The sequence below is a fragment of the Bradyrhizobium sp. Ghvi genome (genome assembly GCF_900115265.1).
GTDB lineage: Bacteria > Pseudomonadota > Alphaproteobacteria > Rhizobiales > Xanthobacteraceae > Bradyrhizobium.
In genome coordinates this window covers 817,353-838,986 of record NZ_FOVU01000003.1, presented here as the reverse complement: position 1 = coordinate 838,986, position 21,634 = coordinate 817,353, and the positions used below count along the sequence as shown (strand labels likewise).

Annotated in this window: 16 protein-coding genes; 8 read left to right on the top strand and 8 right to left on the bottom strand. The window is 64.5% G+C overall.

The genetic code is table 11. The features are described 5' to 3' along the window. Window positions 1-109: 109 nt before the first annotated feature. Together BM374_RS15145 and BM374_RS15140 are read right to left on the bottom strand one after the other, a co-directional pair. Window positions 110-2,557 (bottom strand): adenylate/guanylate cyclase domain-containing protein, encoded by a 2,448-nt coding sequence (locus BM374_RS15145; RefSeq protein WP_092293334.1) that lies wholly within the window; start codon window positions 2,555-2,557, stop codon window positions 110-112. A gap of 255 nt (window positions 2,558-2,812) precedes the next feature. Then, complete coding sequence (locus BM374_RS15140; protein ID WP_092293332.1) at window positions 2,813-4,864, bottom strand: AsmA family protein; 2,052 nt, start codon at window positions 4,862-4,864, stop codon at window positions 2,813-2,815. 245 nt (window positions 4,865-5,109) lie between these two features. Here BM374_RS15140 and BM374_RS15135 point away from each other — a divergent pair, with 245 nt between their 5' ends. After that, the gene (locus tag BM374_RS15135; protein ID WP_092293330.1) at window positions 5,110-5,784 is read left to right on the top strand and encodes a Crp/Fnr family transcriptional regulator; all 675 of its coding nucleotides are present in this window, start codon (window positions 5,110-5,112) and stop codon (window positions 5,782-5,784) included. Window positions 5,785-5,821: 37 nt separating this feature from the next. Here BM374_RS15135 and BM374_RS15130 read toward each other — a convergent pair whose 3' ends face one another. The 4 genes from BM374_RS15130 to BM374_RS15115 all read right to left on the bottom strand — a co-directional run bounded on the left by BM374_RS15130 (window position 5,822) and on the right by BM374_RS15115 (window position 12,352). Beyond that, window positions 5,822-8,962 carry an efflux RND transporter permease subunit gene (locus BM374_RS15130; protein ID WP_092293328.1) on the bottom strand — a complete coding sequence of 1,047 codons (3,141 nt, stop codon included), beginning with the start codon at window positions 8,960-8,962 and terminating at the stop codon, window positions 5,822-5,824. Then, window positions 8,962-9,891 (bottom strand): efflux RND transporter periplasmic adaptor subunit, encoded by a 930-nt coding sequence (locus tag BM374_RS15125; RefSeq protein WP_092293326.1) that lies wholly within the window; start codon window positions 9,889-9,891, stop codon window positions 8,962-8,964. Before BM374_RS15125 ends, BM374_RS15130 begins: the two co-directional genes overlap by 1 nt. Before the next feature lie 142 nt (window positions 9,892-10,033). Next, on the bottom strand, window positions 10,034-10,696 hold the full coding sequence (locus tag BM374_RS15120) for an OmpA family protein (RefSeq protein WP_092293324.1): 663 nt from the start codon (window positions 10,694-10,696) through the stop codon (window positions 10,034-10,036). Window positions 10,697-10,840: 144 nt separating this feature from the next. Beyond that, on the bottom strand, window positions 10,841-12,352 hold the full coding sequence (locus BM374_RS15115) for a caspase family protein (protein ID WP_092293322.1): 1,512 nt from the start codon (window positions 12,350-12,352) through the stop codon (window positions 10,841-10,843). Window positions 12,353-12,716: 364 nt separating this feature from the next. Between BM374_RS15115 and BM374_RS15110 the strand changes: the two genes are divergently transcribed. After that, the gene (locus BM374_RS15110) at window positions 12,717-13,523 is read left to right on the top strand and encodes an N-acyl homoserine lactonase family protein (RefSeq protein WP_092293320.1); all 807 of its coding nucleotides are present in this window, start codon (window positions 12,717-12,719) and stop codon (window positions 13,521-13,523) included. 212 nt (window positions 13,524-13,735) lie between these two features. After that, on the top strand, window positions 13,736-14,383 hold the full coding sequence (locus BM374_RS15105) for a DUF4019 domain-containing protein (protein WP_177248305.1): 648 nt from the start codon (window positions 13,736-13,738) through the stop codon (window positions 14,381-14,383). A gap of 153 nt (window positions 14,384-14,536) precedes the next feature. Here the strand turns inward: BM374_RS15105 and BM374_RS15100 are convergent, their stop codons facing one another. Further along, on the bottom strand, window positions 14,537-15,325 hold the full coding sequence (locus BM374_RS15100) for a class I SAM-dependent methyltransferase (RefSeq protein ID WP_244552601.1): 789 nt from the start codon (window positions 15,323-15,325) through the stop codon (window positions 14,537-14,539). Between the two features lie 11 nt (window positions 15,326-15,336). Continuing rightward, window positions 15,337-15,876 carry a MarR family winged helix-turn-helix transcriptional regulator gene (locus BM374_RS15095; protein ID WP_092293316.1) on the bottom strand — a complete coding sequence of 180 codons (540 nt, stop codon included), beginning with the start codon at window positions 15,874-15,876 and terminating at the stop codon, window positions 15,337-15,339. Window positions 15,877-15,986: 110 nt separating this feature from the next. On the opposite strand from BM374_RS15095, the gene BM374_RS15090 reads away from it, so the two are divergent. The 5 genes from BM374_RS15090 to fahA all read left to right on the top strand — a co-directional run bounded on the left by BM374_RS15090 (window position 15,987) and on the right by fahA (window position 21,633). Further along, window positions 15,987-17,615, top strand: coding sequence for an FAD-dependent oxidoreductase (locus tag BM374_RS15090; protein ID WP_092293314.1), 1,629 nt, complete (start codon window positions 15,987-15,989; stop codon window positions 17,613-17,615). Between the two features lie 8 nt (window positions 17,616-17,623). Continuing rightward, complete coding sequence (locus BM374_RS15085) at window positions 17,624-17,857, top strand: DUF2783 domain-containing protein (RefSeq protein WP_092293312.1); 234 nt, start codon at window positions 17,624-17,626, stop codon at window positions 17,855-17,857. A 20-nt stretch (window positions 17,858-17,877) separates the two neighbouring features. After that, window positions 17,878-18,834: an MBL fold metallo-hydrolase gene (locus BM374_RS15080; RefSeq protein WP_092293310.1), complete on the top strand. Its 957-nt coding sequence runs from the start codon at window positions 17,878-17,880 to the stop codon at window positions 18,832-18,834. A gap of 2 nt (window positions 18,835-18,836) precedes the next feature. Beyond that, window positions 18,837-20,183 carry a homogentisate 1,2-dioxygenase gene (hmgA, locus tag BM374_RS15075; protein ID WP_177248304.1) on the top strand — a complete coding sequence of 449 codons (1,347 nt, stop codon included), beginning with the start codon at window positions 18,837-18,839 and terminating at the stop codon, window positions 20,181-20,183. 175 nt (window positions 20,184-20,358) lie between these two features. Further along, the gene (gene fahA / locus BM374_RS15070; RefSeq protein ID WP_177248303.1) at window positions 20,359-21,633 is read left to right on the top strand and encodes a fumarylacetoacetase; all 1,275 of its coding nucleotides are present in this window, start codon (window positions 20,359-20,361) and stop codon (window positions 21,631-21,633) included. Window position 21,634 lies beyond the last annotated feature (1 nt).

Here is a 21,634-nt window from a genome sequence, read left to right as displayed (position 1 = left end):
CGATCCAGTATTCCAGAGGCGATTGTAATTGAATCGATACGCCCCGGCGTACTGGATGCCCCGGTCAAGCCGGGGCATGACCAGAAGAGCATGTGGCCAGCTCTTCCGTTCACATCCTCCGCCGCGCTGCCGTCGCATCCACCACGTTGTCCACCGCCTCGCGCCAGCCAAGAATTTCCATCGCCAGCACCGGGTGATTGAAGCCCTTGAGCTGGAGATCGTCGAGGGCGCGGGCTTCGACCCATGGCTCGACCATGCCGTAGACGCGGCGGCTCACCACGATCTGGTTGGGCTTGGCCTCGGCGCAGAGGCGGGAGGCGAGGTTGGTGACGCTGCCGATCGCGGCATATTCCAGCCGCTGCTCGAAGCCGACCTGGCCGAGCGTGGCATAGCCGAGCGCGATGCCGATGCCGAAGCCGAGGCTGTGTCCGCGATTGCGCCAGCGCTCGGTCAGCGGGCCGATCGTGTCGCGCATCTCCACCGCCATTTTCACGGCGCGCGCGGTGTGGTCCTCGAACTGGATCGGCGCGTTGAACAGGATCATCACGCCGTCGCCGGCATATTTGTCCAGCGTGCCCTCGTATTTGAAGATCAGCTTGCCGAGCGCGGCGTGATATTCGCGCAGCACGTTCATCGCCTCTTCCGGCTCGGTCGCTTCCGTGAAGGCGGTGAAGCCGCGCAGATCGCAGAACACCACGGTGACCTCGCGGCGCTGGCTCGTGAGCAACCCCTCCGGACTATCGGAGGAGGCGATCAGCTGCGCCACCTGCGGCGCCAGGAAGCGCTCGAGCTTGCGGATGCGCTCGATCTCGCCGAGCTGGGTCGCGACGCGCTCTTCCAGCGACCTGTTCCAGTCCTTGAGCTGCTCGGTCTGCTGCTTGAGCTTGTCGGCCTGGGCGCGCACGGTCTCGTTGGCGGTCTCCAGCGCGTGGCTCTTGTGGTCGACTTCGGTGAACAGGCGCGCATTGCGCATCGCCAGCACCGCCTGGTTGGCGAAGGTGCGCATCAAGCCGGTGAGGCTGCCTTCGAACGTGCCGCTCGAGCGGCGCAGCACCACCAGCGCGCCGAGCGTGCCCTGCTGGTCGACCAGCGGCACCACCAGCACCGAGTGGAAGCCGGCAGCGACCGCGACGTCGCGCAAGGGTTGCTCGGCGGCGTGGTCGAGATCGGCGATCGCGATCGGCTCACAGCTCGCGGCAGCATCGCTCAGGACGTTCTCGCCTTCCTCGATCGTGACATGGTCGCCCTCAACCGACCTGTCGATGCCGTTGCCCTCGACCAAGTCGAAGCGGCGCTTCTGGGCCTCATAACCGTAGATCAGCACCGCATCGGCATGGCTGATCTCCAGCGCGCGGGCGGCGATGGTCGGCAGCACGGCGTTGAGGTCGAGCGAGGAGGCGAGGGCGCGGCCGACCTCTTCCAGCACCTTCAGCTCGTTGATCGACTGCGCGAGATCGCGGGTGCGTTCCTCGACCTTGGTCTCGAGGTTGGTGTAGGTCTCCTGAAGCTGGCCGGCCATGCGGTTGAACTGGCCGGCGAGCTCTTCCAGCTCGTCGGAGGTGTGCACGTCGATGCGGTGGCTGAAGTCGCCTTCGCCGAGCTTGTGCGCGCCATCGCGCAACGCGGTGATCGGGATGATCATGCGGCGCGCCAGCAGCGTGCCGGCGAGAATCGCCACCAACAGGCCCATGCCGATCAGAAGCGCGATGCGCACGAGCTGGTCGCGGATCGGCGTCAAGGCCTGCGCGGTCGGTTGCTCGAACAACACGCTCCAGCCGAGCTTCGGTACAGTGCTCGCAGCCGCCAGCACCGGATGGCCGTTGAAGTCGGTACCTGAAGTGTCGGGCTCGCGGCCGGGCGCGATCGCAGCCGCGACCTGCGGCAGCTTCGACAGGTCCTTGCCGATTTCGGGCCCCTTCGACGAGGTCGCGAGAACCCGGCCGCGCGCATCGACCACATAGGCGAAGGCGGCCTTGCCGACCTGGGCGTCGGACAGGTAGTCGGAGAGAAAGTCGAGATCGACCTCGGCCACCGTGACGCCGGCATTGAAGCCGGAATGCGCCACCGAGATCGACATCACCGGCTTCTGATCGACGAAATAGGCCGGCGCATAGCTGACGCCGCGGGCGACCGCTTCGGTGAAGCGCATGTCGCGGGCGAGGTCGGCATTGCCGCCGGTCGTGGTCGACTGGCGCGAGACGCGCAGCACCTCGCGGCCGTCGCCGTTGAGCTGGAACAGCTGGGAGACGACGGCGACCTGTTGCAGGAGCTGGGCGTAGTCGGCGCGGCGCTTCTCGATGGTGTCGCGGCTGGCAGTGGTCACCCAGCTGATCTGGCGCTCGAGCTCGGAGACGGATTGCTCGATGCGCCGGGCGGCGCCTTGCGCCTTGTCCTCGAGCCCGTCGACCAGTGACGTCTTGGTGGCGCGATAGGAGATCCAGGTCTCCATCGCGCCGTTGACGGCAAGCACGAACACGACGAGGCCGACGAGGGAGACGACATATTTGGCGAACAGGCCCTCGCGTAGAAACCAGGTCTTGTCCTTCGCTCCCGTCATCCGGCTCCTCTCGCGCCGCGGCCGACGCCGGCGCTATGGGCCGTACAGGCCCATCGTCCTTCTAGCACAATTTGGGCTCTTTGACCGGCAAGGGGCCGGTCGGAGGGAGGTGTGGTGACCCGCCGGTGAATGTCGGGACGGCCGGCAGGGCGGCGGATTGCCGCAGCTGACAGGCCCCCTCCTCCGTTCGGAGGAAGAATCGTGTGACGAGGCGGTGTAAGGCTGCGCGTGGAGTTCGACGCCTTGGTCCCCTCATCACCTGTTAAAGAGCTGCCGCATCACGTCGTTCATCGGCTGGCTGTCTTGTTGTGCCTCAGGCGGGTCCTGGGTCGGAGGAGCGGGCGAAGCCTGCGGCGCCGGGCTGGTCGGCGCGCCGGGCAGGCTGCGGCTGCGGCCGGTGCTATTCCCGGCGCCGCCCGCGAGCCCCTGCTGGATCAGATTGCCGATCGCCTCGCCCAGCTGGCCGCCGAGCAGGTTGTTCTGCCCCTGTCCTTGCCCTTGCTGCTGGGCTTGCCCATTGGCATTGCTGCTCGGTGCGGCGCCGCCGAGGCCAAAGCTGTTCAGGATGTTGCCGAGCCCTGCGCCGTCGGGACCGAACAGACCCTTGCCCATCTCGCGCAGCTTCGCATAGGCTGCGTCCGGATTGTCGAGCACACCGGCCATGTCAGGGTAGATCCGTGGCTGCGACCATGCGCCTGTGATCATCACGGGAATGCCGAAGCCCACCGGCTCGGAGGCGCGGCCCTGGCCTTGCGTCGTCATCACCAGCTTCGGCTCGACGCGAAAACCCATCATCTTAGTGTCGAGCGCGACGGTGCCGGCGCCCGTGACGCGCACCAGCGGCCCGATCAGGTTGAGATCGGTCGTCACCGCCTGGCCCTTGTCGATGCGGAACGATGCCGAGAGCTGCGACAGGTCGGTGCTCTGCTCCTTGCTCTGCTCTTGGCTGGAATTCTGGTTGTCCTGCCAGCCCGACAACGTGCCCGATGTCAGCGAGCGAATCATCTGCGCGACATTGATGCCGCGAATGCTGCCGTCCTGGAAATCGACGAAAGCCGTGCCCTGCATGTTCGCCATCAACGCGCGCTGGCTGGTGCCGGCGCTGCGCAAAGCGAGTTTGGCCTGCAGCTTGCCGTCGATCCGGTCGAATTCGGCAAGACCCTGCAGCAGCGGCAGCGCGCGCACGCCGACGAGATCGGAATGCATCGCAAAGCTCGGCGCGCCGCTGGTCGCGTCCAGAATCACCTCGCCCGAGACCTGGCCGCCATAAGCGCCGAGATTCGCAGTGCCTGTCTTCAAGACGCCGCCGGCGAGTTTTGCATCAATTGCCAGCGGCGCGAGACGGGCGTCGCCGATGACGGCTTCGTTGGCCGAGACCCTGATCTGCGCGTCGACATAATTCAGTCCGGACACGTCGATCGGCGCATCGCTCCAGGGCTGGCCGGTCGCGCCATCGGGCGATTTCGCCAGCGGGATCGCGAGCCGCTGGAAATCGAGATCCACTTTCACCAGCGGTTTGCTGGCGATGTCGACCGACGCCCAGCCGTTGAAGCCGCCATCGCCGAGCGTGCCGTTGACGCCATTGATCATCACGACCGCGCCGTTCAGCCGCATGTCGGCATGGCCGGCGAGCTGAGACTTCAGCACGTCGGGCATGTCGATGGCGAAATCCAAGGGGATGCTCTGTCGCTCGATCGGAGGCGCCGGTGCGGTCGCTTTGATGTCGAATTTGGTCGGATGCTCGCCGACGCGCGCGGTGCCGGCGAGATTGAGCTTGCGGTCACGGCCCATGGCGGCGTCGGCGTTGATGGCGCTGATGCGGCTGTCGACCCGGTCGCGCACACGCGAAAACGCGACTTCGCCGTTGATGATCTTGACGTGGGCGATGCTCGGGCCATCCGCATCGAGCGCGAGCGGCTTCGCCGATGCATCGGCGTTCGGCAGGCGCTCACGCAGCAACGGCTGGTACAATACCGGATGGCTGACCACGATCTCGCTGATGTCAGGATGACCCGACCATACGCTGGAAAGCGACATGTCGGCCTGCACGCTGTCGATCGTCACGCGCGTGATGCCGCTGCGATCCCTGGGGTCGGCGAGCGTGAGGTCGTTCAGCGTGACGTTCAAGGACGGCCACAGGCTGATCCTGGTCGTGCCGTCGATCGAGACGCGATAGCCGGTCGCCTGCTCGACGCGCGAGGCAATGGTCGCGGTCAGGAACCCCGAGGGGATCCCGACCACCAGAAGGAGGACGATCACGACGATGATGACGGCCAAAGCTGCGCCGGCAAATTTCACTGCTCTCATGTCGACTTTCCAACGACGGACGAGCGGCGTCGCATCCGGCAGATGGCCCGTCCTTTACGCCTGAGTTTATCCCGGGACGGGAAGCCGCTCCAAGCGACTAAAAATAATCGCGGGGTGCTGTAAAATTATGTGACTTATGACACACTTCCCCGACGCGGTTTTACGCGATCCTGACGCTGATGCTTCCAAGCGATTTGCAGGCGATTTGCCACAGAACCTGGCAAGGAATTCACAAGGACGTTGAAATGAGCAAGCAGGCCGAATTTGCGGTCATTCTGAAAATGAATGCCATGTTCGCCGATCTCGGCGCGGACGAACTCCAGCGGTTGTCCACTCTCTGCCACACTCAGCATCTGGCGAATGGCGAGGTGCTGTTCCAGAAGGGCGACCCGGGCAACGCGCTGTTCGGCGTGCGCCGCGGCCAGGTCCGCATCGAGACCGGCGCCTCCGACGGCAGCCGGCTGACGCTGAACTTCATGGGCCCGGGCGATCTGTTCGGCGAGGTCGCCGTGCTGGATGGCCAGAGCCGCACTGCGGATGCCACCGCCGGCGAGGCCAGCGAATTGTTCGTGCTGCGGCGCGAAGACTTCCTGGCCTTCCTCGAGCGCGAGCCCAAGGTCGCGATCAAGATCATCGCGCTGCTCTGCCAGCGTATCCGCTGGCAGAGCGAGCGCATGGAGGAGTCGATGTTGCAGCCGCTGCCGGTGCGATTGGCCCGGCGGCTCTGCGCGCTCGCCGCCGATTTCGGCTCCGAGGTGCACATCTCGCAAGAACAGCTCGGCGTGTTCGTCGGCGCCGCCCGCGAGAGCGTCAATCGCCAGCTTCAGGCCTGGCGCAAGGAGGCGATCCTCGATCTTCAGCGCGGCCGCATTCTGCTGCGGAACATGAACAGGCTGACGGCGATCGCGCGGAACGAATAAGGATCGGGTGATCGCGGCGAGCCGAGCTGGCCGGAACTCACTCGGCCGCAGGGCGCGCGATGTTCTTCGGCGCGGCCGCGTCCGTCTCCTCGTGATGATTGCCGGTCTCTGCGTCCTCGCTGTGCACGATCAGCCGTTTGCCGAAGCGCCAGATCAGGGCGCCGAAATCGTCCATCACCATGAACATCGCAGGTACGAACACCAGCGACAGGATGGTCGAGAAGATCAGGCCGCCGATCACCGCGAGCGCCATCGGGGAACGGAACTCGCCGCCGGCGCCGACCGCGAGCGCACTCGGCATCATGCCGGCGGCCATCGCGATCGTGGTCATCACGATCGGGCGGGCGCGTTTCATGCCGGCGTCGATCATCGCCTCCTCGCGCGGCTTGCCGGAATTGATGGATTCGATCGCGAACTCCACCAGCATGATCGCGTTCTTGGTGACGATGCCCATCAGCATCAGGATGCCGATCCACACCGGCGTAGTGAGCTGCTTGCCGGTGATGAGCAGCGCGGCGATCGCACCGCCGATCGAGAGCGGCAGCGAGAACAGGATGGTGATCGGCTGCAGGAAGGTGCCGAACAGCAGCACCAGCACCGCATAGACCATCATCAGGCCGGCCGTGATCGCGGTGGCGAAGCCATCGGACAGCTCGTTGAGGCTTTCGGCATCGCCGGAGGGTGAGACCTTCACGCCCTTCGGCAGGCTCTTCATGACGGGTAGATCGTAGATCTTCTTGGTGGCATCACCGAGCGCCGCGGAGCCGACGAGGTCGGCGGCGACGGTGGCCTGCCGCTCGCGATCATAGCGGTTGATGCTGGTCGGCCCCTGGTCGAGCTTGACGTCGGCGATGACGGAGAGCGGCACGCCGCCCTTCTCGCCGTGCTCGCCGAGCGGCACGCGGAGCTGCTCCAGCGTCTTCAGATTGCCGCGCGCGGCGTCTTCGAGCTGGACGCGGATCGGCACCAGGCGGTCGCCGACGTCGAACTTGGCGAGCGCGGGACCAACGTCGCCGATGGTTGCGACACGGATGGTCTGCGACAGGCTTTCGGTCGAGACGCCGAGCCGCGCGGCGAGGTCGGCGCGCGGCTCGATGCGCAGCTCGGGACGTTCCAGCGAGGTTTCCGAGATCACGTTGGAGATGGTCGGAATCCGCTTCATCTGCGTCGCAAGTTCGCTGGCGACGTTGTTGACGATGTTGGCATCGACACCCGTCACCACCAGCGAGATCGCGCGCAGGCCGTTCTCGTCGAGGAACCAGAAGCGGATGTCGGGAACGTTCTCCAGCTCCTGGCTGATCGAGAATTCGAGCTCGCGCTGGGTGATCTTGCGGTCGCGCTTGGGTGTGTAATTGATGATCAGGGAGGCGCGGCGGACTTCCTGGGTGCCGGGAGGAACGCGGCCACCGTCGACGAAGATGCTCTTCACCTCTGGCCGCTTGCGCAGGCGTGCGACGATGTCCTCGGTGACCTTCTCGGTGTAGGCGAGCTGTGTGCCCGGCGGCAGTTCGAGGGCGAGCAGCGAGCGGGCGCTGTCCTGCGCAGGCAGGAAGCCCTGCGGCAGCAGCGTGATGCTCCAGATCGACGCCGCGAAGATGCCGAAGCCGATCAGCACGGTGATGAAATAGTGCTTCACCGACCACGAGACGACGCCGTGATAGGTGCGCAGGATGCGGCCGGGCGGCGGCTCCTCGTGATGGCCGTGCTTGAGGAAATAGGCCGCCAGCATCGGCGTCACGAAGCGCGCCGCCAGCAGCGAGAAGAACACCTGCACCGAGACCGTGATGCCGAATTGCTTGAAGAACTGTCCTGCGATGCCCGACATGAAGCTTGCCGGCGCGAAGATCGCGATGATGGTCAGGGAGATCGCGATCACCGCGAGGCCGATCTCGTCGGCGGCTTCCAGCGCGGCGCGGTAGGGCGATTTGCCCATGTTCATGTGCCGCACGATGTTCTCGATTTCGACGATGGCGTCGTCGACGAGAATGCCTGTCGAGAGCGTGATGGCGAGGAAGCTGACGAGGTTGAGCGAGAAGCCGAGGATGTCCATCGCCCAGAATGCCGGGAAGATCGACAGCGGCAGCGAGACCGCGGCGATGATGGTGGCGCGCAGATCGCGCAGGAACAGCAGCACGATGACCACGGCAAGGATGGCGCCTTCGAACAGGGTCGAGATCGCCGCCTCGTAATTGCCGTTGGTGTAGTCGACTGAGGTGTCGATCAGCTTGAGGTCGACATCGGGATAGGCGGCCTTGAGCGCGTCGATGCGCTTCTGCACGGCTTCGGCGACCTTGACGTCGCTGGCGCCCTTGGAGCGCTTGATGCCGAGCGCGACCACCGGCTCGCCGTTGAAGCGAGCGAAGGTGCGGCGGTCGGCGATGGTGTCGGTCACGGTGCCGAGATCGTCGAGACGGACCTCGCCGCCGCCGAACAGCGGGACCATGGTGCCGGTGAGATCGCTCAGCGTCTTGGCGCCGGCGAGCGTCCGGATCGCCTGGTCGTTCTTGCCGATCTCGGCGCGGCCGCCGGCGACGTCGACATTGGTGCCGCGCAGGCTCTGGCTGACATTGACGGCGGTCAGCCCCATCGCCTGCAGGCGATCGGGGTCGAGCGAGACCAGGATCTCGCGCTCGACACCGCCGATACGCTCGACCTGGGCGACGCCGCGCACACCCTGCAGCGCGCGCTTGACCACGTCATCGACGAAATAGGAGAGCTGCTCCGGCGTCTTGCCGGGCGAGATCGCGGCATAGGTGACGATCGGCAGGCCGATCACGTCGACGCGCTGGATCAGCGGCTCGGTGACGTTCTGCGGCAGGTTCGAGCGCACGCGCGTCACCGCGTCCTTGACGTCGTTGAGTGCGCGGTCGGTGTTGGTCTCCAGCGCGAACTGGATGGTGGTGACCGATACGCCGTCGGTGATCGAGGAAGTGATGTGCCGCACGCCCTCGACGCCGGAGACGGCGTCTTCAACCGTCTTCGTGACCTGGGATTCGAGCTCCGCCGGCGCGGCGCCGAACTGCGCCACCGCGACCGAGATCACGGGAATGTCGGCGGACGGCAGCCGCGTGATCGCGAGCTTGCTGAAGGAGGTCCAGCCGAGGATCAGGAGGATGATCGAAAACACTACCGACGGCAGCGGATTGCGGATCGACCATGCCGAGATATTGAGAGCCATCAGCGTACCCGCGTGCGATCGAGTTCATCGGCGAACATGGTCTTGATCTGGTCGCCGTCATGGAGTGAAGAGCCGGCGTCGGCCACGACGATCTCGCCGACGTCGACCCCTTCGAGGATTTCCGTCTGGCTGTCGGATGTGAGCCCGACGCGCACCCGCCGCGTCTCGACGACATTGCCCTTGACCACCTGCACGGTGAGATGGTCGATCGCGGTCTTGGGGACCGCGACGCCGCAGCTTCGCTTGGCGTCGATCGAGGCGCGGGCGAACATGCCGACCTTCAACGACGGATTGTTGGTGACGCTGATGCGGACACGGCCGAGCTGCGTGGCCCGGTCGATCTCGGGCGCGACCAGCCGGACCCGGCCGATCAGGTCCGCGGCATCGTCCCGGCTGATCCGCACCGTCGCGCCGGGGCTGAGCTTCGGCATATGCACGGCCGGAACCTGCGCATCCAGCTCGATCTCGTTGTTGACCGCGATCCGGAACATCGGTCCGGCCTGTGGCGAGGCCGGTGCGCCGACGATGGTCCGGACTTCCGTGATGAGACCCGCCGCGGGCGCCTTCAGCGACACCGGCCCCTGCGGGCCCGGCCGTTGCGGCTGTCCCGGGATCTGCGGCGGCGCCGTCAGGCGCGCGAGCTCCTGGTTGTCAGCGACGACAGTGCCCTCGGTGACGAAGAGGTCGGTGACCTTCGATCCTTCCTGGTCGGCCATGACCACGGCCTCGCGCCGCGGCACGAAGAAGCCAGTCACCCGCACCAGATCGGAGAAGCAGGCATTGGTCGACTTCGTCACGATGACGAGCGCCTCGCCCGGCGTGTCCTTTGCCTCGGGGCGATGGCGATGCTCGAACCAGTAATAGCCGATGCCGAGCGCAACGATGAACGCCACGGTTCCCGCAGGCTTGAGATATTCGGAGATGTTCATCGCCGGATCATCCTGGCCTGGCGCGTGGTTGGCGGGAACGTTTGCCTGAAACGAAGCGGCGTCCCGCAGGGCTGCGGGACGCGCGCTGGTCTTGAGACTTTACACCACATCGGAACGTGTCACTGCAAAGGAATCGCGGTGGTCACTTCGATGCGGTGGTCTTGTTTTCCATGTTCACGACCTGCACACGGCGGTTCACCTCCGCCATCGGCTGGCTCGGATCCTTCAGCTTGCTCTTTCCATAGCCCACGGTGACGAGGTCGCTCGCGGCGATGCCGTACTTCTCGACCAGGTAGCGCTTGATCGAATCCGCGCGGCGTTCCGACAGGTCCTGATTGTAGCTTTCGCCGCCGGCGGCGTCGGTATGGCCGGCGACCACGAAGGTCGAGCCCTTGAGGTCCGGGCTGGTGAGCGCACGGCCGAGCGCCTGCACCGAGGGCAGCGACTTGGCGCTGATATTGGCCGAGTTGTAATCGAAGGTGATTTCGAGATCGATATTCGGCTTGTCCTTGGCGGCGGAGGCGATCTCCTCGCGCTCGGTCGAGGACAACGACCGCGTGGCCCGGCCGCGGACGGACTGCATCAGCTTGGTCTCCGCCGGGTTCGGCGCCGGGGCGGCCTGCGGCGCCATCGAGAGGCCGCGGGTCAGGGGCTTTTTCGGCGGCGCCAAGGCGCGGACGATCTCGTCCTCGGTGACGTTCTTGCTGTTGCCGTCGTCGCCGGCGAAGGCTGGTGTCAGCGACAGCGCCGCGCCGAGGGTGATGATGGACAGGATCGCGGTCAGTCCCTTTGCAGCCAATCTCATTGTCTGTCCCTCCTGCGCGAGCCCGCGCGGTTCCAAAATTTTTGCGAGTAGCCCCACGGCAGGGCCGCCTGCGGCATCCGTTCCGTTAGTCTCGGCCGGGCCGCCAGGGGTTCGAGGCGGCGCACGCCTCAAATCAAAGAAATATCAACGCACTCCGTAGCTTGCGAATTCCTGGACGATGTTCGGATCCATCGCCTTGGCATTGGCGATGTCGAGCGCACCCTCCTGGGCCGAGCCATTGCGCTGCTTGGCGAGGCCCCGGCCATAGAGCGAGGAGGTCAGGCGCGGATTGATCCTCAGCGCGGCGTCAAAATCGGCGATGGCGTTCTTCACCGCCCCGGATTTGAGGTTCACCAGCCCGCGGCTATCCAGCGCGTCGACGAAGTTCGGCCGCAGTCGCAGTGCCTCGTTGCAATCCTTCAGGGCGCCCTGGAGATCGCCGACCACGGTGCGGGTCCAGCAGCGGTTGTTCAGCGCCTCGACGTCCTTCGAATTGATCCGCAGCGTGTTATCGAAATCCTTGATGGCGAGGCTGTAGGCCCCCTTGCTGGCATAGACCTGGCCCCGCCGGTACAGCGCGTTCTGGTCATCAGGATTGGCGGCGATCTTGGCCGTCAGGCTCTTGATGGTGGGATCCTCCGCCAGCGTGCTCTCGCTCGGTCCGCCATTCGGAGCGGGCTCGGCCGGCTTCGCCGGCGGGGGCGGCGGAGGCAGCGCGGCCTCGATCTGCGGCTTCGGCGCCGGCGGCGGTGACGGGGGTGCGGGCGGCGCCGGCGGATTGTTCGAAGCCACCGGTGCCGGTGGCGCGGGCGGGGGAGCCGGAGGCGGGTTATTGGCGACCGGAGGAGGCGACGGCGCGGGAGGCGCTGGTGGCGACGTCGTCGCCGTCGGGCGCGAGCCCGCGGCTCCCGGGATGAACGAGAAGTCTTCGGCGAGCGAGGACGAGATCCATGGCACCTGCTCGCCGCGCGAGGCGCGGGTGACGCCCATCTTGGTGCGGTTCAGCGTTTCCTCCGCCATCAGGTCGGGGACGCGGATTTCCTTGAGCAGTTCCTGCACGAACAGGCTGTGGTCGCCGCCGGCATCCGACACCACCGATGCGAGCGCCGCCGAATACATCACCAGCGTGCCGTTCGGCGCGATGACCGGGGTGAGCCCCGCCGAGAAGCTGCGGAAGCGGCGCTCGAACGGGTTGCGCCTGGAGGCGTCGATCAGCGCGATCTTGACGCCGGCACCGCGCGTGTTGAGCTCGCCCAGCACCGCTTCGATGCTGAAACCGTCGCGACGGACGTCGGACTCGGTCCAGATCTGCGCGTCGACCGGGATCATGTAGCTCTGCCGCGCCGACTGGATGCCGAACCCGCTGTAGAACAGCAGCGCCACCGATCCCGGCTTGATCTTGCCGTAGAGCTTGTCGAAGGCGCGGCGCATGCCGTCGCCGGTCAGGTTCTCGCCGACCTCCACCGAAAAGCCGTCGCGCTTGAGCTCGTCGGCGACGTCGCGGGCGTCGTTGATCGGCTCCTTCAGCGGGCTGTCGGCATCGGGATATTTGGCGTTGCCGATCACCAGCGCGAAGCGGTCGCCGGCCGCAAGCGAGGGCGCGGTCGGGATGAACGAGACGAGCAAAGGCAGGAGACAAAGGAAGCGAATTTTCATAATCAGCGCGGTCCAGCCAAAAAGGCGCCGTTCCAGCTTGCGCCGCGGCGACCTTAACTTACGCAATTTGCATTATCAAACCGGGGAACGGGGGCGTCAACCGCTTGGAGATTCTGCACTATCGCGACAATTGAGCGCGACGCACGGGCTGGTGGCGAGGGGAATAATTCGGTTGTCACGATTCTCCTCGATGCATGCTTGCTCACGGTTCCGGACATCATGTTAGGCCGGCACACGCGACGAAAATGTGATTGGTCTCACATTGTGCCCCCCTGTCCACCGCGGACGTTTGACCTTTGCGGCAGGCGATGGCTTGGTGCGCGGCAGGTCCATTCAGCAAAAGCAAGAGCCGGGATCAAAGCCAATGGGAAACGTCTACGAAATCTACGCTCTGCGCTATGCGACGATGTCGCCGCGTACGCCCAGCATGAACTTCCTGGCGCCCGATCCGCATGACAGTGCGGCGCAGGACCTCGACTATTTCGTCTGGCTGATCCGAGGGCAGGAACGCGATATTCTGGTCGATACCGGATTCAATGCCGAGGAAGCGAGCCTGCGGGCGCGCAAGCTGACGCTCAATCCGGTCGATGCGCTAGAGCGCTTTGGCGTCGCAGCCTCCAGCATCCGCGACATCATCGTGACGCATCTGCATTACGACCACGCCGGCAATCTCGATCGCTTTCCGAATGCGCGCTTCCATCTGCAGGAGCGTGAGATGGCCTACGCTACCGGCCGCTGCATGTGCAACGGCCTGCTGCGACATCCGTTCACCGTCGAGCACGTCACGCAGATGGTGCGCCATGTCTATGGCGAGCGCGTCACCTTCCATTCCGGCGATGGCGAGGTCGCGCCCGGCATCACCGTGCATCGCGTCGGCGGCCATTCCGACGGCCTGCAGGTGGTGAAGGTCGAGACCGCGCGCGGCCCGGTCGTGCTGGCGTCCGACGCCGCGCATTACTACGCCAATCTGCAACGCCGCAGCCCGTTTCCGATCGTCTACAATGTCGGTGACATGGCTGCGGGCTGGGAGACGATCGAGCGCCTCGCCGGCCATCCCGACCGCTATATTCCCGGCCACGATCCTGTTGTGACGCAGATCTATCCGCGCGCGAGCGACAAGGTCGACGCCTGGGCGTTGCATTTGCCGCCGACGCGGTCGTTTGCGAAGTGACCGAATCCAGGCGTGTACTCGTGAAACCTACTAGGCGCACAGAGGGCCCGATGTCCGCTGTGCTCCTGAAAGCAGCGTGCGAACCAGCATCGCACAATGTCCGAGTCGGGCCCATTCCGGAAATTCCCGTTTCACCAGACAAGCTATCGGATGCTACACCTTGCGTTGTGCCTCCCTTGCATGAGAAATTGCCGTGCGGCAGGGGGAGGAAAATGAAATTATCGCCAATCTATGCCGTTTTGATAGCAGCGACAGCGGCGCTGGGCCTCTTCGAGGCTGCGAGGGCGCAGAACTCGCCAGTGCAAGATCCCGCGACGTCGAGCCCTCGTCGCGAGGTAAACATAACGAATGACTCAGCGCCCGGCTGGCTGCCCTCCCGTATCCAAGAGGAGCAGGTTCTCAAGACAACAATCGACTACTTTTCTGCACTCGATCAGCAGCAATATGAACGGGCCTACGCCATGATGGCCGAAGCCAACCGAAATTCGCTCCCTCTTTCGCGGTTCATCCAGCAGAATCGTGAATTTCAAGAACGATCGGGCACGCTGGTGCGGCGTAATGTCCTGAAGGTTACTTGGACCAAAGACCCGGCCTCCGCGCCGTTTCGCGGAGTGTATGCTGCCGTAGACATCGCCACCCAGTTCGTGAACGTAGACCGACATTGCGGTTATGTAGTCCTCTATCAGAGGCCATCCGGCGGCGAGTTCGAGGTCATGCGCCAAGAGAGCAATTTCATAGACAACGGCACCGCCGCAAAAATCGAGCGGGACAAGCGCGCAGTCCTTGACCACATGTGGGCGGGGTTGGCTACGAACTGTCCTAACTATGGATCGACTGCATCGCCTCTGCCGGCCCGCTGAAAACAAGCCTTACGCAGGTTCGCGAAAATCCGTTCCGCCGTTCTCGATGACGGCTTCGGGTCAAAAGCGCCGGTTTGAGCCTCAGCCGGCGACTTCCGGTCTGACCTCCTCCTCGGACGTCTTCAGCCTTCGAGGCGACCCGCCAGCGTGCTGTCAGCGCGTGCCGGCAGGATCCCCGCAAGCAACGATATCGCGAGGAGATTTTCGCGCCGCTAGCTCCGGCGGAGAGAATATCGCCAGATATCCTGTGTCCCCTGCGAGCTGATACGCAGCGACCTCGCGATAGCCGACGGCGGTCAATTCGCAGCGCAAGAGCGCGATTGGCGTGCCATGCTTCGACGTCGGTAGCTCGAGATCGACAATTCCGACCCGCGCACCCTGCTTCAAGGCGGGCGCGAGATTGTAAAGGAAGGCATAGGGCTGGGCTATCTCGTGATACATGTGCACGAGGATTGCGGCGTCCAGCGAGGAAGCGGGCAGGCGCGGGTCGTGTGGTTCGCCGAGCGCGAATTGCACGTTCGTCAACTTCAGAAGTTCTGTTCGCCTTGCGAGTTCGACCAGGTAATCCCGCGTGACGTCCTGGGCAATGACGGAGCCGGCGGGTCCGACGAGGCGCGAGAGCCTGACCGTGTGGTAGCCACTGCCTGCTCCAATGTCGCCGACCGTCATACCCGGTTTCAGTTCAAGCGCACGTGCGATCTGACCGGATTCATTGAGGGCGTCGCGGCGCTCTTCGGCGGCGCGGCGTGGGCTGACGATCCGTGCAACGGGGCGCTGCGGTGAGGGAAACTCGTTTGCAGCGACTCCGGGGGGAGCCAGATAGCCTATGTCAGCCGCACGTGAGCGAGTTGCGGCAAATGCCACCAGTAGCGCCGCGATATAAGCCAGTGCCTTCACGAGCCCACCAAGCGTTCTCAACCGGTCGAAGCGTGTGCGCTCCATGCGTGCACGCTTTAATACGCCTGCTTCGCATCCGCCTCTTCGCTGGTCTGGATCAGGTCAAGGCTCTCTTCGATCTTGCCAAGCAGTGCCGAGAGCTGCTTGCGTTCCTGCGCGGAGAGGCAGGCGAGAATCTCGTCTTCCCGCCGCAGCAATTGCGGGAAGAGTTCTTCGTAGAGCGCACGGCCCTTCGTCGTCATTTGCAGGCGGAACTCGCGGCGGTCGGCTTCGTTTTCGACGCGCTCGATCAGGCCGTCATGCAGCAGCGCGGTCACGGCGCGGCTGATGGTAGATTTGTGGGTGCGGGTGCACTGCGCGATGAACTGTGCGCTGCAGGCATCGTTGCGAAAGCCGAGCGTGGCGATCACGCGCCAGGCCGGAATGTCGAGGCCGTGACGCTCCTGATATTCGACCGCGAGCGCGGAACTGAATTCGGCTGCGAGCCGATTGAGGCGGAACGGCACGAACTTGAACAGATCGAGCCGCGACTTTGTCTTCGGCGATGGCGGGTCGGCCTCGCGTGTCTTCAGCGCAGTGTCTGTCGTCCTCGCCAAGAAGAGTGCTCCGAATTCCAGTTGACGGCCGGCCGGCTCCGGTCCAAAATAGTTGCACGTGAGACTATCTAGCAGATCCTTCCCTTCCTGACCAGAGCCGAGGTTAGTGTATGGCTCCCGCCAATACGCAGCAGGCCAAAATCCAGTTCGGCTATCGCCGCCATCCCGACCAGGATCGCCCCGGCCAAAGTCCGGCCGAGCATCCGGTCGTGATCGTTGGTGCCGGTCCGGTCGGGTTGTCGCTGGCGATCGATCTCGCCCAGCGCGGCCAGCGCGTCGTATTGCTGGATGACGCCGACCGCATCGGCGAGGGCTCGCGCGCGATCTGTTTCTCCAAGCGTTCGCTGGAATATTGGGACCGGCTTGGCGTCGCCGATCGCATGGTCGACAAGGGCGTGGTGTGGAGCGTCGGTCGCATCTTTCACGGCGAACAGCAGCTCTATCAGTTCAATCTGCTGCCCGAGGATGGCCACAAGCGCCCGGCCTTCATCAACCTGCAGCAATATTACGCTGAGGCCTATCTGGTCGATCGCATCCAGGATCTGCCTGCGATCGACCTGCGCTGGCGCAACAAGGTGACGGCACTCGAACAGCGCAACGATTCGGCCCTGCTGACGATCGAAACGCCCGAGGGCGCCTATCGCCTGCAGGCGCAATATATCGTCGCCTGCGACGGCGCGCGCTCCTCGCTGCGGCAGATGGTCGGCGCCGAGTTTGCGGGGCAGGTGTTCGAGGACCAATTCCTGATCGCCGACGTCAAGATGACGGCGGAATTCCCGACCGAGCGCTGGTTCTGGTTCGATCCGCCGTTCCATGCAGGACGCTCGGCGCTGTTGCACAGGCAGCCTGATGACGTCTGGCGCATCGACCTCCAGCTCAACCGCTATGCCGATCCCACAGTCGAGAAGAAGCCGGAGAATGTGCGGCCGCGGATCGCGCGCATGCTCGGCCACGACAAGTTCGAGTTCGAGTGGATCTCGCTCTACAAGTTCCAGTGCCGCCGGATGGACCGCTTCATCCACGGACGCGTGATCTTTGCCGGCGATTCCGCCCATCAGGTCTCGCCGTTCGGTGCGCGCGGCGCCAATTCGGGCCTGGAGGACGCCGAAAATCTGTCCTGGAAGCTCGATCGCGTGCTGCGGGGCGCCTCGCCCGCAAGCCTGCTCGAGAGCTACCATGTCGAACGCAGCATGGCGGCCGACGAGAATATCCGCGAATCCACCCGCTCGACTGATTTCATGGCGCCGAACTCGCATCAGGAGGCGCGGCTGCGCAAGGCGGTGCTGTCGCTCGCCAAGGAGACCGAGTTCGGCAAGCGCATGGTCAATGGTGGTCGGCTTTCGGTGCCGTGCAGCTATGACTCGCCGCTGTCGTCGCGCGATGCGGATGCATGGCATGGCGGGCCATCGCCCGGCTGTTCCATGTTGGACGCGCCCGTTGCCACGCGCGCGGGCGAGCAGGCCTATCTGACGGATCTATTTCGCAGGGGTGGAACGGACTTTACCTTGCTGTCGTTCAACAATGGCGCAGCGGTTGATGCGCCCGATGGCGTGAAGGATATCAGGATCGGCGGCGAGGGCGAGCTCGCCGATCCGCAAGGACTCGCCGCCAAGCGCTACGATGCCGAGCCGGGCTCTGCCTATCTGCTCAGGCCCGATGGCTATGTCGCAGCGCGCTTCCGCCACCCGACCGCGGCTGCGATTGCGGCGGCCCTTGCGCGCGCGGAAGGTTTGAACTGAGGTCCCTGATGCCGCTGTCCACCAGCTCCAACTTTGCTCGACCCGATGACGCTTTTCGCGCCATCGTCGAAGCGCATCGCGGCCTCACCGATGAGCAGAGCGCGGATTTCGACGCGGCGCTGGTCCTGATCCTCGCCAATCATATCGGCGATATCGATGTGCTGCGCCAGGCGATCGCCCTGGCGAAGCGGCGCATGATCGACGGCCAGCAGCAACAGCAACAGCAACAGCAACAACAATAGACGTGCAAGGAAAGAAACTGATGGCGAAGAACTTCGCATCCACCGGCGATCTCGCCGAAAAGAAGATCACCTTCTCCGAGATCGGCACCGATCTCTATGCTTTCACCGCCGAGGGCGATCCGAACACGGCCGTGATCGTCGGCGACGACGGCTGTCTCGTGTTCGATGCCCAGGCGACGCCGGCCATGGCGAACAAGGTGATCGAGCGCGTGCGCAAAGTCACGGACAAGCCGATCAAATATGTCGTGCTGTCGCACTATCACGCGGTGCGCGTGCTCGGGGCCTCCGCCTACAAGGCGCAAGGCATCGTCGCCTCGCAGGAGACCTATCGTCTGATCGAGGAGCGCGGCAAGCAGGATTGGGATTCGGAGTACGGCCGTTTTCCGCGCCTGTTCCAGGACGCGCAGAGCATTCCCGGCCTGACCTGGCCGACGCTGACCTTCGAAGGCGAGATGTCGATCTATCTCGGCAAGCGCGAGGTGCGCTTGATGCAGCTTGGTGCAGGTCACACTTCGGGCGACATCGTCGCCTGGGTGCCGGATGCGGAAGTCATGTTCTCCGGCGACCTCATCGAATACCACTCGGCCTGCTATTGCGGCGATGCGCATCTGCGCGAATGGCCGATGACGCTGAACGAGATCCGCAGCTTCAATCCCAAGGCGATCGCGCCGGGCCGTGGCGATGCCCTGAAGGGCACGGCCACCGTGCGCGAAGCCATCGCGATGACGCGCGATTTCGTCAACTCGCTCTATGGCGCCGCCGAAATCTCGGTCGCGAAGGGGCGCACGCTCAAGGAATCGATGGCGGCGACGCGCGAGGTCATGGATCCGAAATTTTCCAGCTTCGCCATCTACGAGCACTGCCTGCCATTCAACGTGTCGCGCGCCTATGACGAGGCGTCGGGGATCGACGACCCCGTGATCTGGACCGACAAGCGCGACCAGGAAATGTGGGCTGCCCTGCAAGGAGGAGGATAGTCATGAATATCAATACCTCGCCTGACCAGATCATCCGCAGCTCGGCGCAGGTGACGCCGGGCTACATGTCCGGCTTCGGCAACAGCTTCGAGACCGAGGCGCTGCCTGGTGCGTTGCCGATCGGACGCAACTCGCCGCAGCGCTGCGCCTACGGGCTCTATGCCGAGCAGCTCTCGGGCTCCCCCTTCACGGCGCCGCGCGGCGCCAATGAACGCTCATGGCTCTATCGCATCCGTCCCTCCGTGAAGCATTCCGGCCGCTTCGAGAAAGTCGATGCCGGCCTGTGGCGCTCGGCGCCGTGCCACGAATATGATCTGCCGATCGCGCAGCTGCGCTGGGATCCGACGCCGCTGCCGAAGGAGGAGGTCACCTTCGTCCAGGGCGTGCAGACCATGACGACGGCGGGAGATGTGAATACGCAGGCCGGCATGGCCGCGCATGTCTACCTCATCACGAAATCGATGGTAGACCAGCACTTCTACAATGCCGACGGCGAGCTGATGTTCGTGCTTCAGCGGGGTGACTTGCGCCTCGTCACCGAGTTCGGCCGCATCGATGCCGAGCCCGGCGAGATCGTGGTGATCCCGCGCGGCGTCAAATTCCGCGTCGAGATTCCAAATGGCCCGGCGCGCGGCTATCTCTGCGAAAACTATGGCGGTGCCTTCACGCTGCCCGAGCGTGGGCCGATCGGCGCCAACTGTCTCGCCAACGCGCGCGACTTCCTCACGCCGGTCGCGAACTACGAGGACAAGGACACGCCGACCGAGCTGTTCGTGAAATGGGGCGGCTCGCTGTTCAAGACGACGCTTCCGCATTCGCCGATCGATGTCGTCGCCTGGCACGGCAATTACGCGCCCTATAAATACGATCTGCGTACCTTCTCGCCGGTCGGTGCGATCGGATTCGACCATCCCGATCCCTCGATCTTCACCGTGCTGACTTCGCCGTCGGAGACGGCGGGCACCGCGAATATCGACTTCGTGATCTTTCCCGAGCGGTGGATGGTGGCTGACAACACCTTCCGCCCGCCCTGGTATCACATGAACATCATGAGCGAGTTCATGGGCCTGATCTACGGCGTCTACGACGCCAAGCCGCAGGGCTTCGTTCCGGGTGGCATTTCCTTGCATAATTGCATGCTCCCGCACGGCCCCGACCGCGACGCCTTCGAGCACGCCAGCAATGGCGAGCTGAAGCCGGTGAAGCTCACCGGCACCATGGCCTTCATGTTCGAGACGCGCTATCCGCAGCGCGTCACCGCCCATGCCGCGAAGTCGTCGACGCTGCAGGACGATTACGCGGATTGCTGGAAGGGCCTGGAGAAGCTGTTCGATCCGAACAAACCGTAGCTTTCCTCCCCTCTCCCCTTGTGGGAGAGGGTGGCTCGCTGCGTAGCGGCGAGACGGGTGAGGGGTTCTCTCAGCACGGAAATCTCTCATTGGAGTTCGCGGAGACAACCCCTCATCCGGCGCTTCGCGCCACCTTCTCCCACAAGGGGAGAAGGAAGAAAGAATCGAGCCGAAAGTGAAAATCCACCCCAACGACCCCAGCCTCCGTTCCTTCATCGACGTCGATCCCGCCTCCGACTTTCCGATCCAGAACCTGCCCTACGGCGTGTTCTCGACCCCACGCAATCCGACGCCGCGCGTCGGTGTGGCAATCGGCGATTACGTGCTCGATCTTTGGGAGCTGGAGCAGGATTCGCGGCTCGACGTCGGTCCGCTCGGCGTGTTCGCCGGGCCCTCGCTCAATGCCTTCATGGCGCTCGGGCCAAACCTCTGGAGCAAGACCCGCGCGCGGATCAGCGAGCTGTTGTGGCACGATCATCCGGAGCTGCGCGACAACGAAGAACTGCGCGCCCGCGCGCTGGTGCCGATGCGCGACGCAAAGCTGCATCTGCCGATCACGGTCTCCGGCTACACTGACTTCTATTCCTCGAAGGAGCACGCCACCAATGTCGGCGTGATGTTCCGCGGCAAGGACAATGCGCTGCAGCCGAACTGGCTGCATATGCCGATCGCCTATAACGGCCGCGCCTCGACGGTCGTGGTGTCGGGCACCAAGGTGAAGCGGCCGCGCGGCCAGCTGAAGCCGCCGAATGTGGAGGTGCCGAGCTTCGCGCCCTGCAAGCGGCTCGATTTCGAGCTGGAGATGGGCATCGTCATCGGCCAGCCCTCGCCCATGGGCGGCATGCTCAGTGAGCGACAGGCCGAGGAGATGATCTTCGGCTTCGTCCTGCTCAATGACTGGAGCGCGCGCGACATCCAGCAATGGGAATACGTGCCGCTCGGCCCGTTCCTGGCGAAAGCATTCGCGACCTCGATCAGCCCGTGGGTGGTGACGCGCGAAGCGCTGGAGCCGTTCCGCGTGAAGGGGCCGGAGCAGGAGCCGGTGCCGCTCGATTACCTCAAGCAGGCGAAGCCCCAGAACTACGATATCGCGCTCGACGTTGCTTTGCGGGCGGCCGGCGCCAATGCACCCGCCGGCATCAGCCGCACCAATTTCAAATACATGTACTGGTCCTCGGTGCAGCAGCTGATGCACCACGCCTCCTCCGGCTGCGCCATGAATGTCGGCGATCTCTTAGGGAGCGGCACCATCTCCGGCCCGGAGAAGAACCAGCGCGGCAGCCTGCTCGAGATCAGCTGGAACGGCACCGAGCCGGTCGAACTCCCCGGCGGCGTCAAGCGCGCGTTCCTGGAAGACGGCGACAGCATCGTGATGCGCGGCTGGTGCCAGGGCAACGGCTATCGCGTCGGATTTGGCGAGGTCGAGGGGACGATCTTGCCGGCGGAGTAGC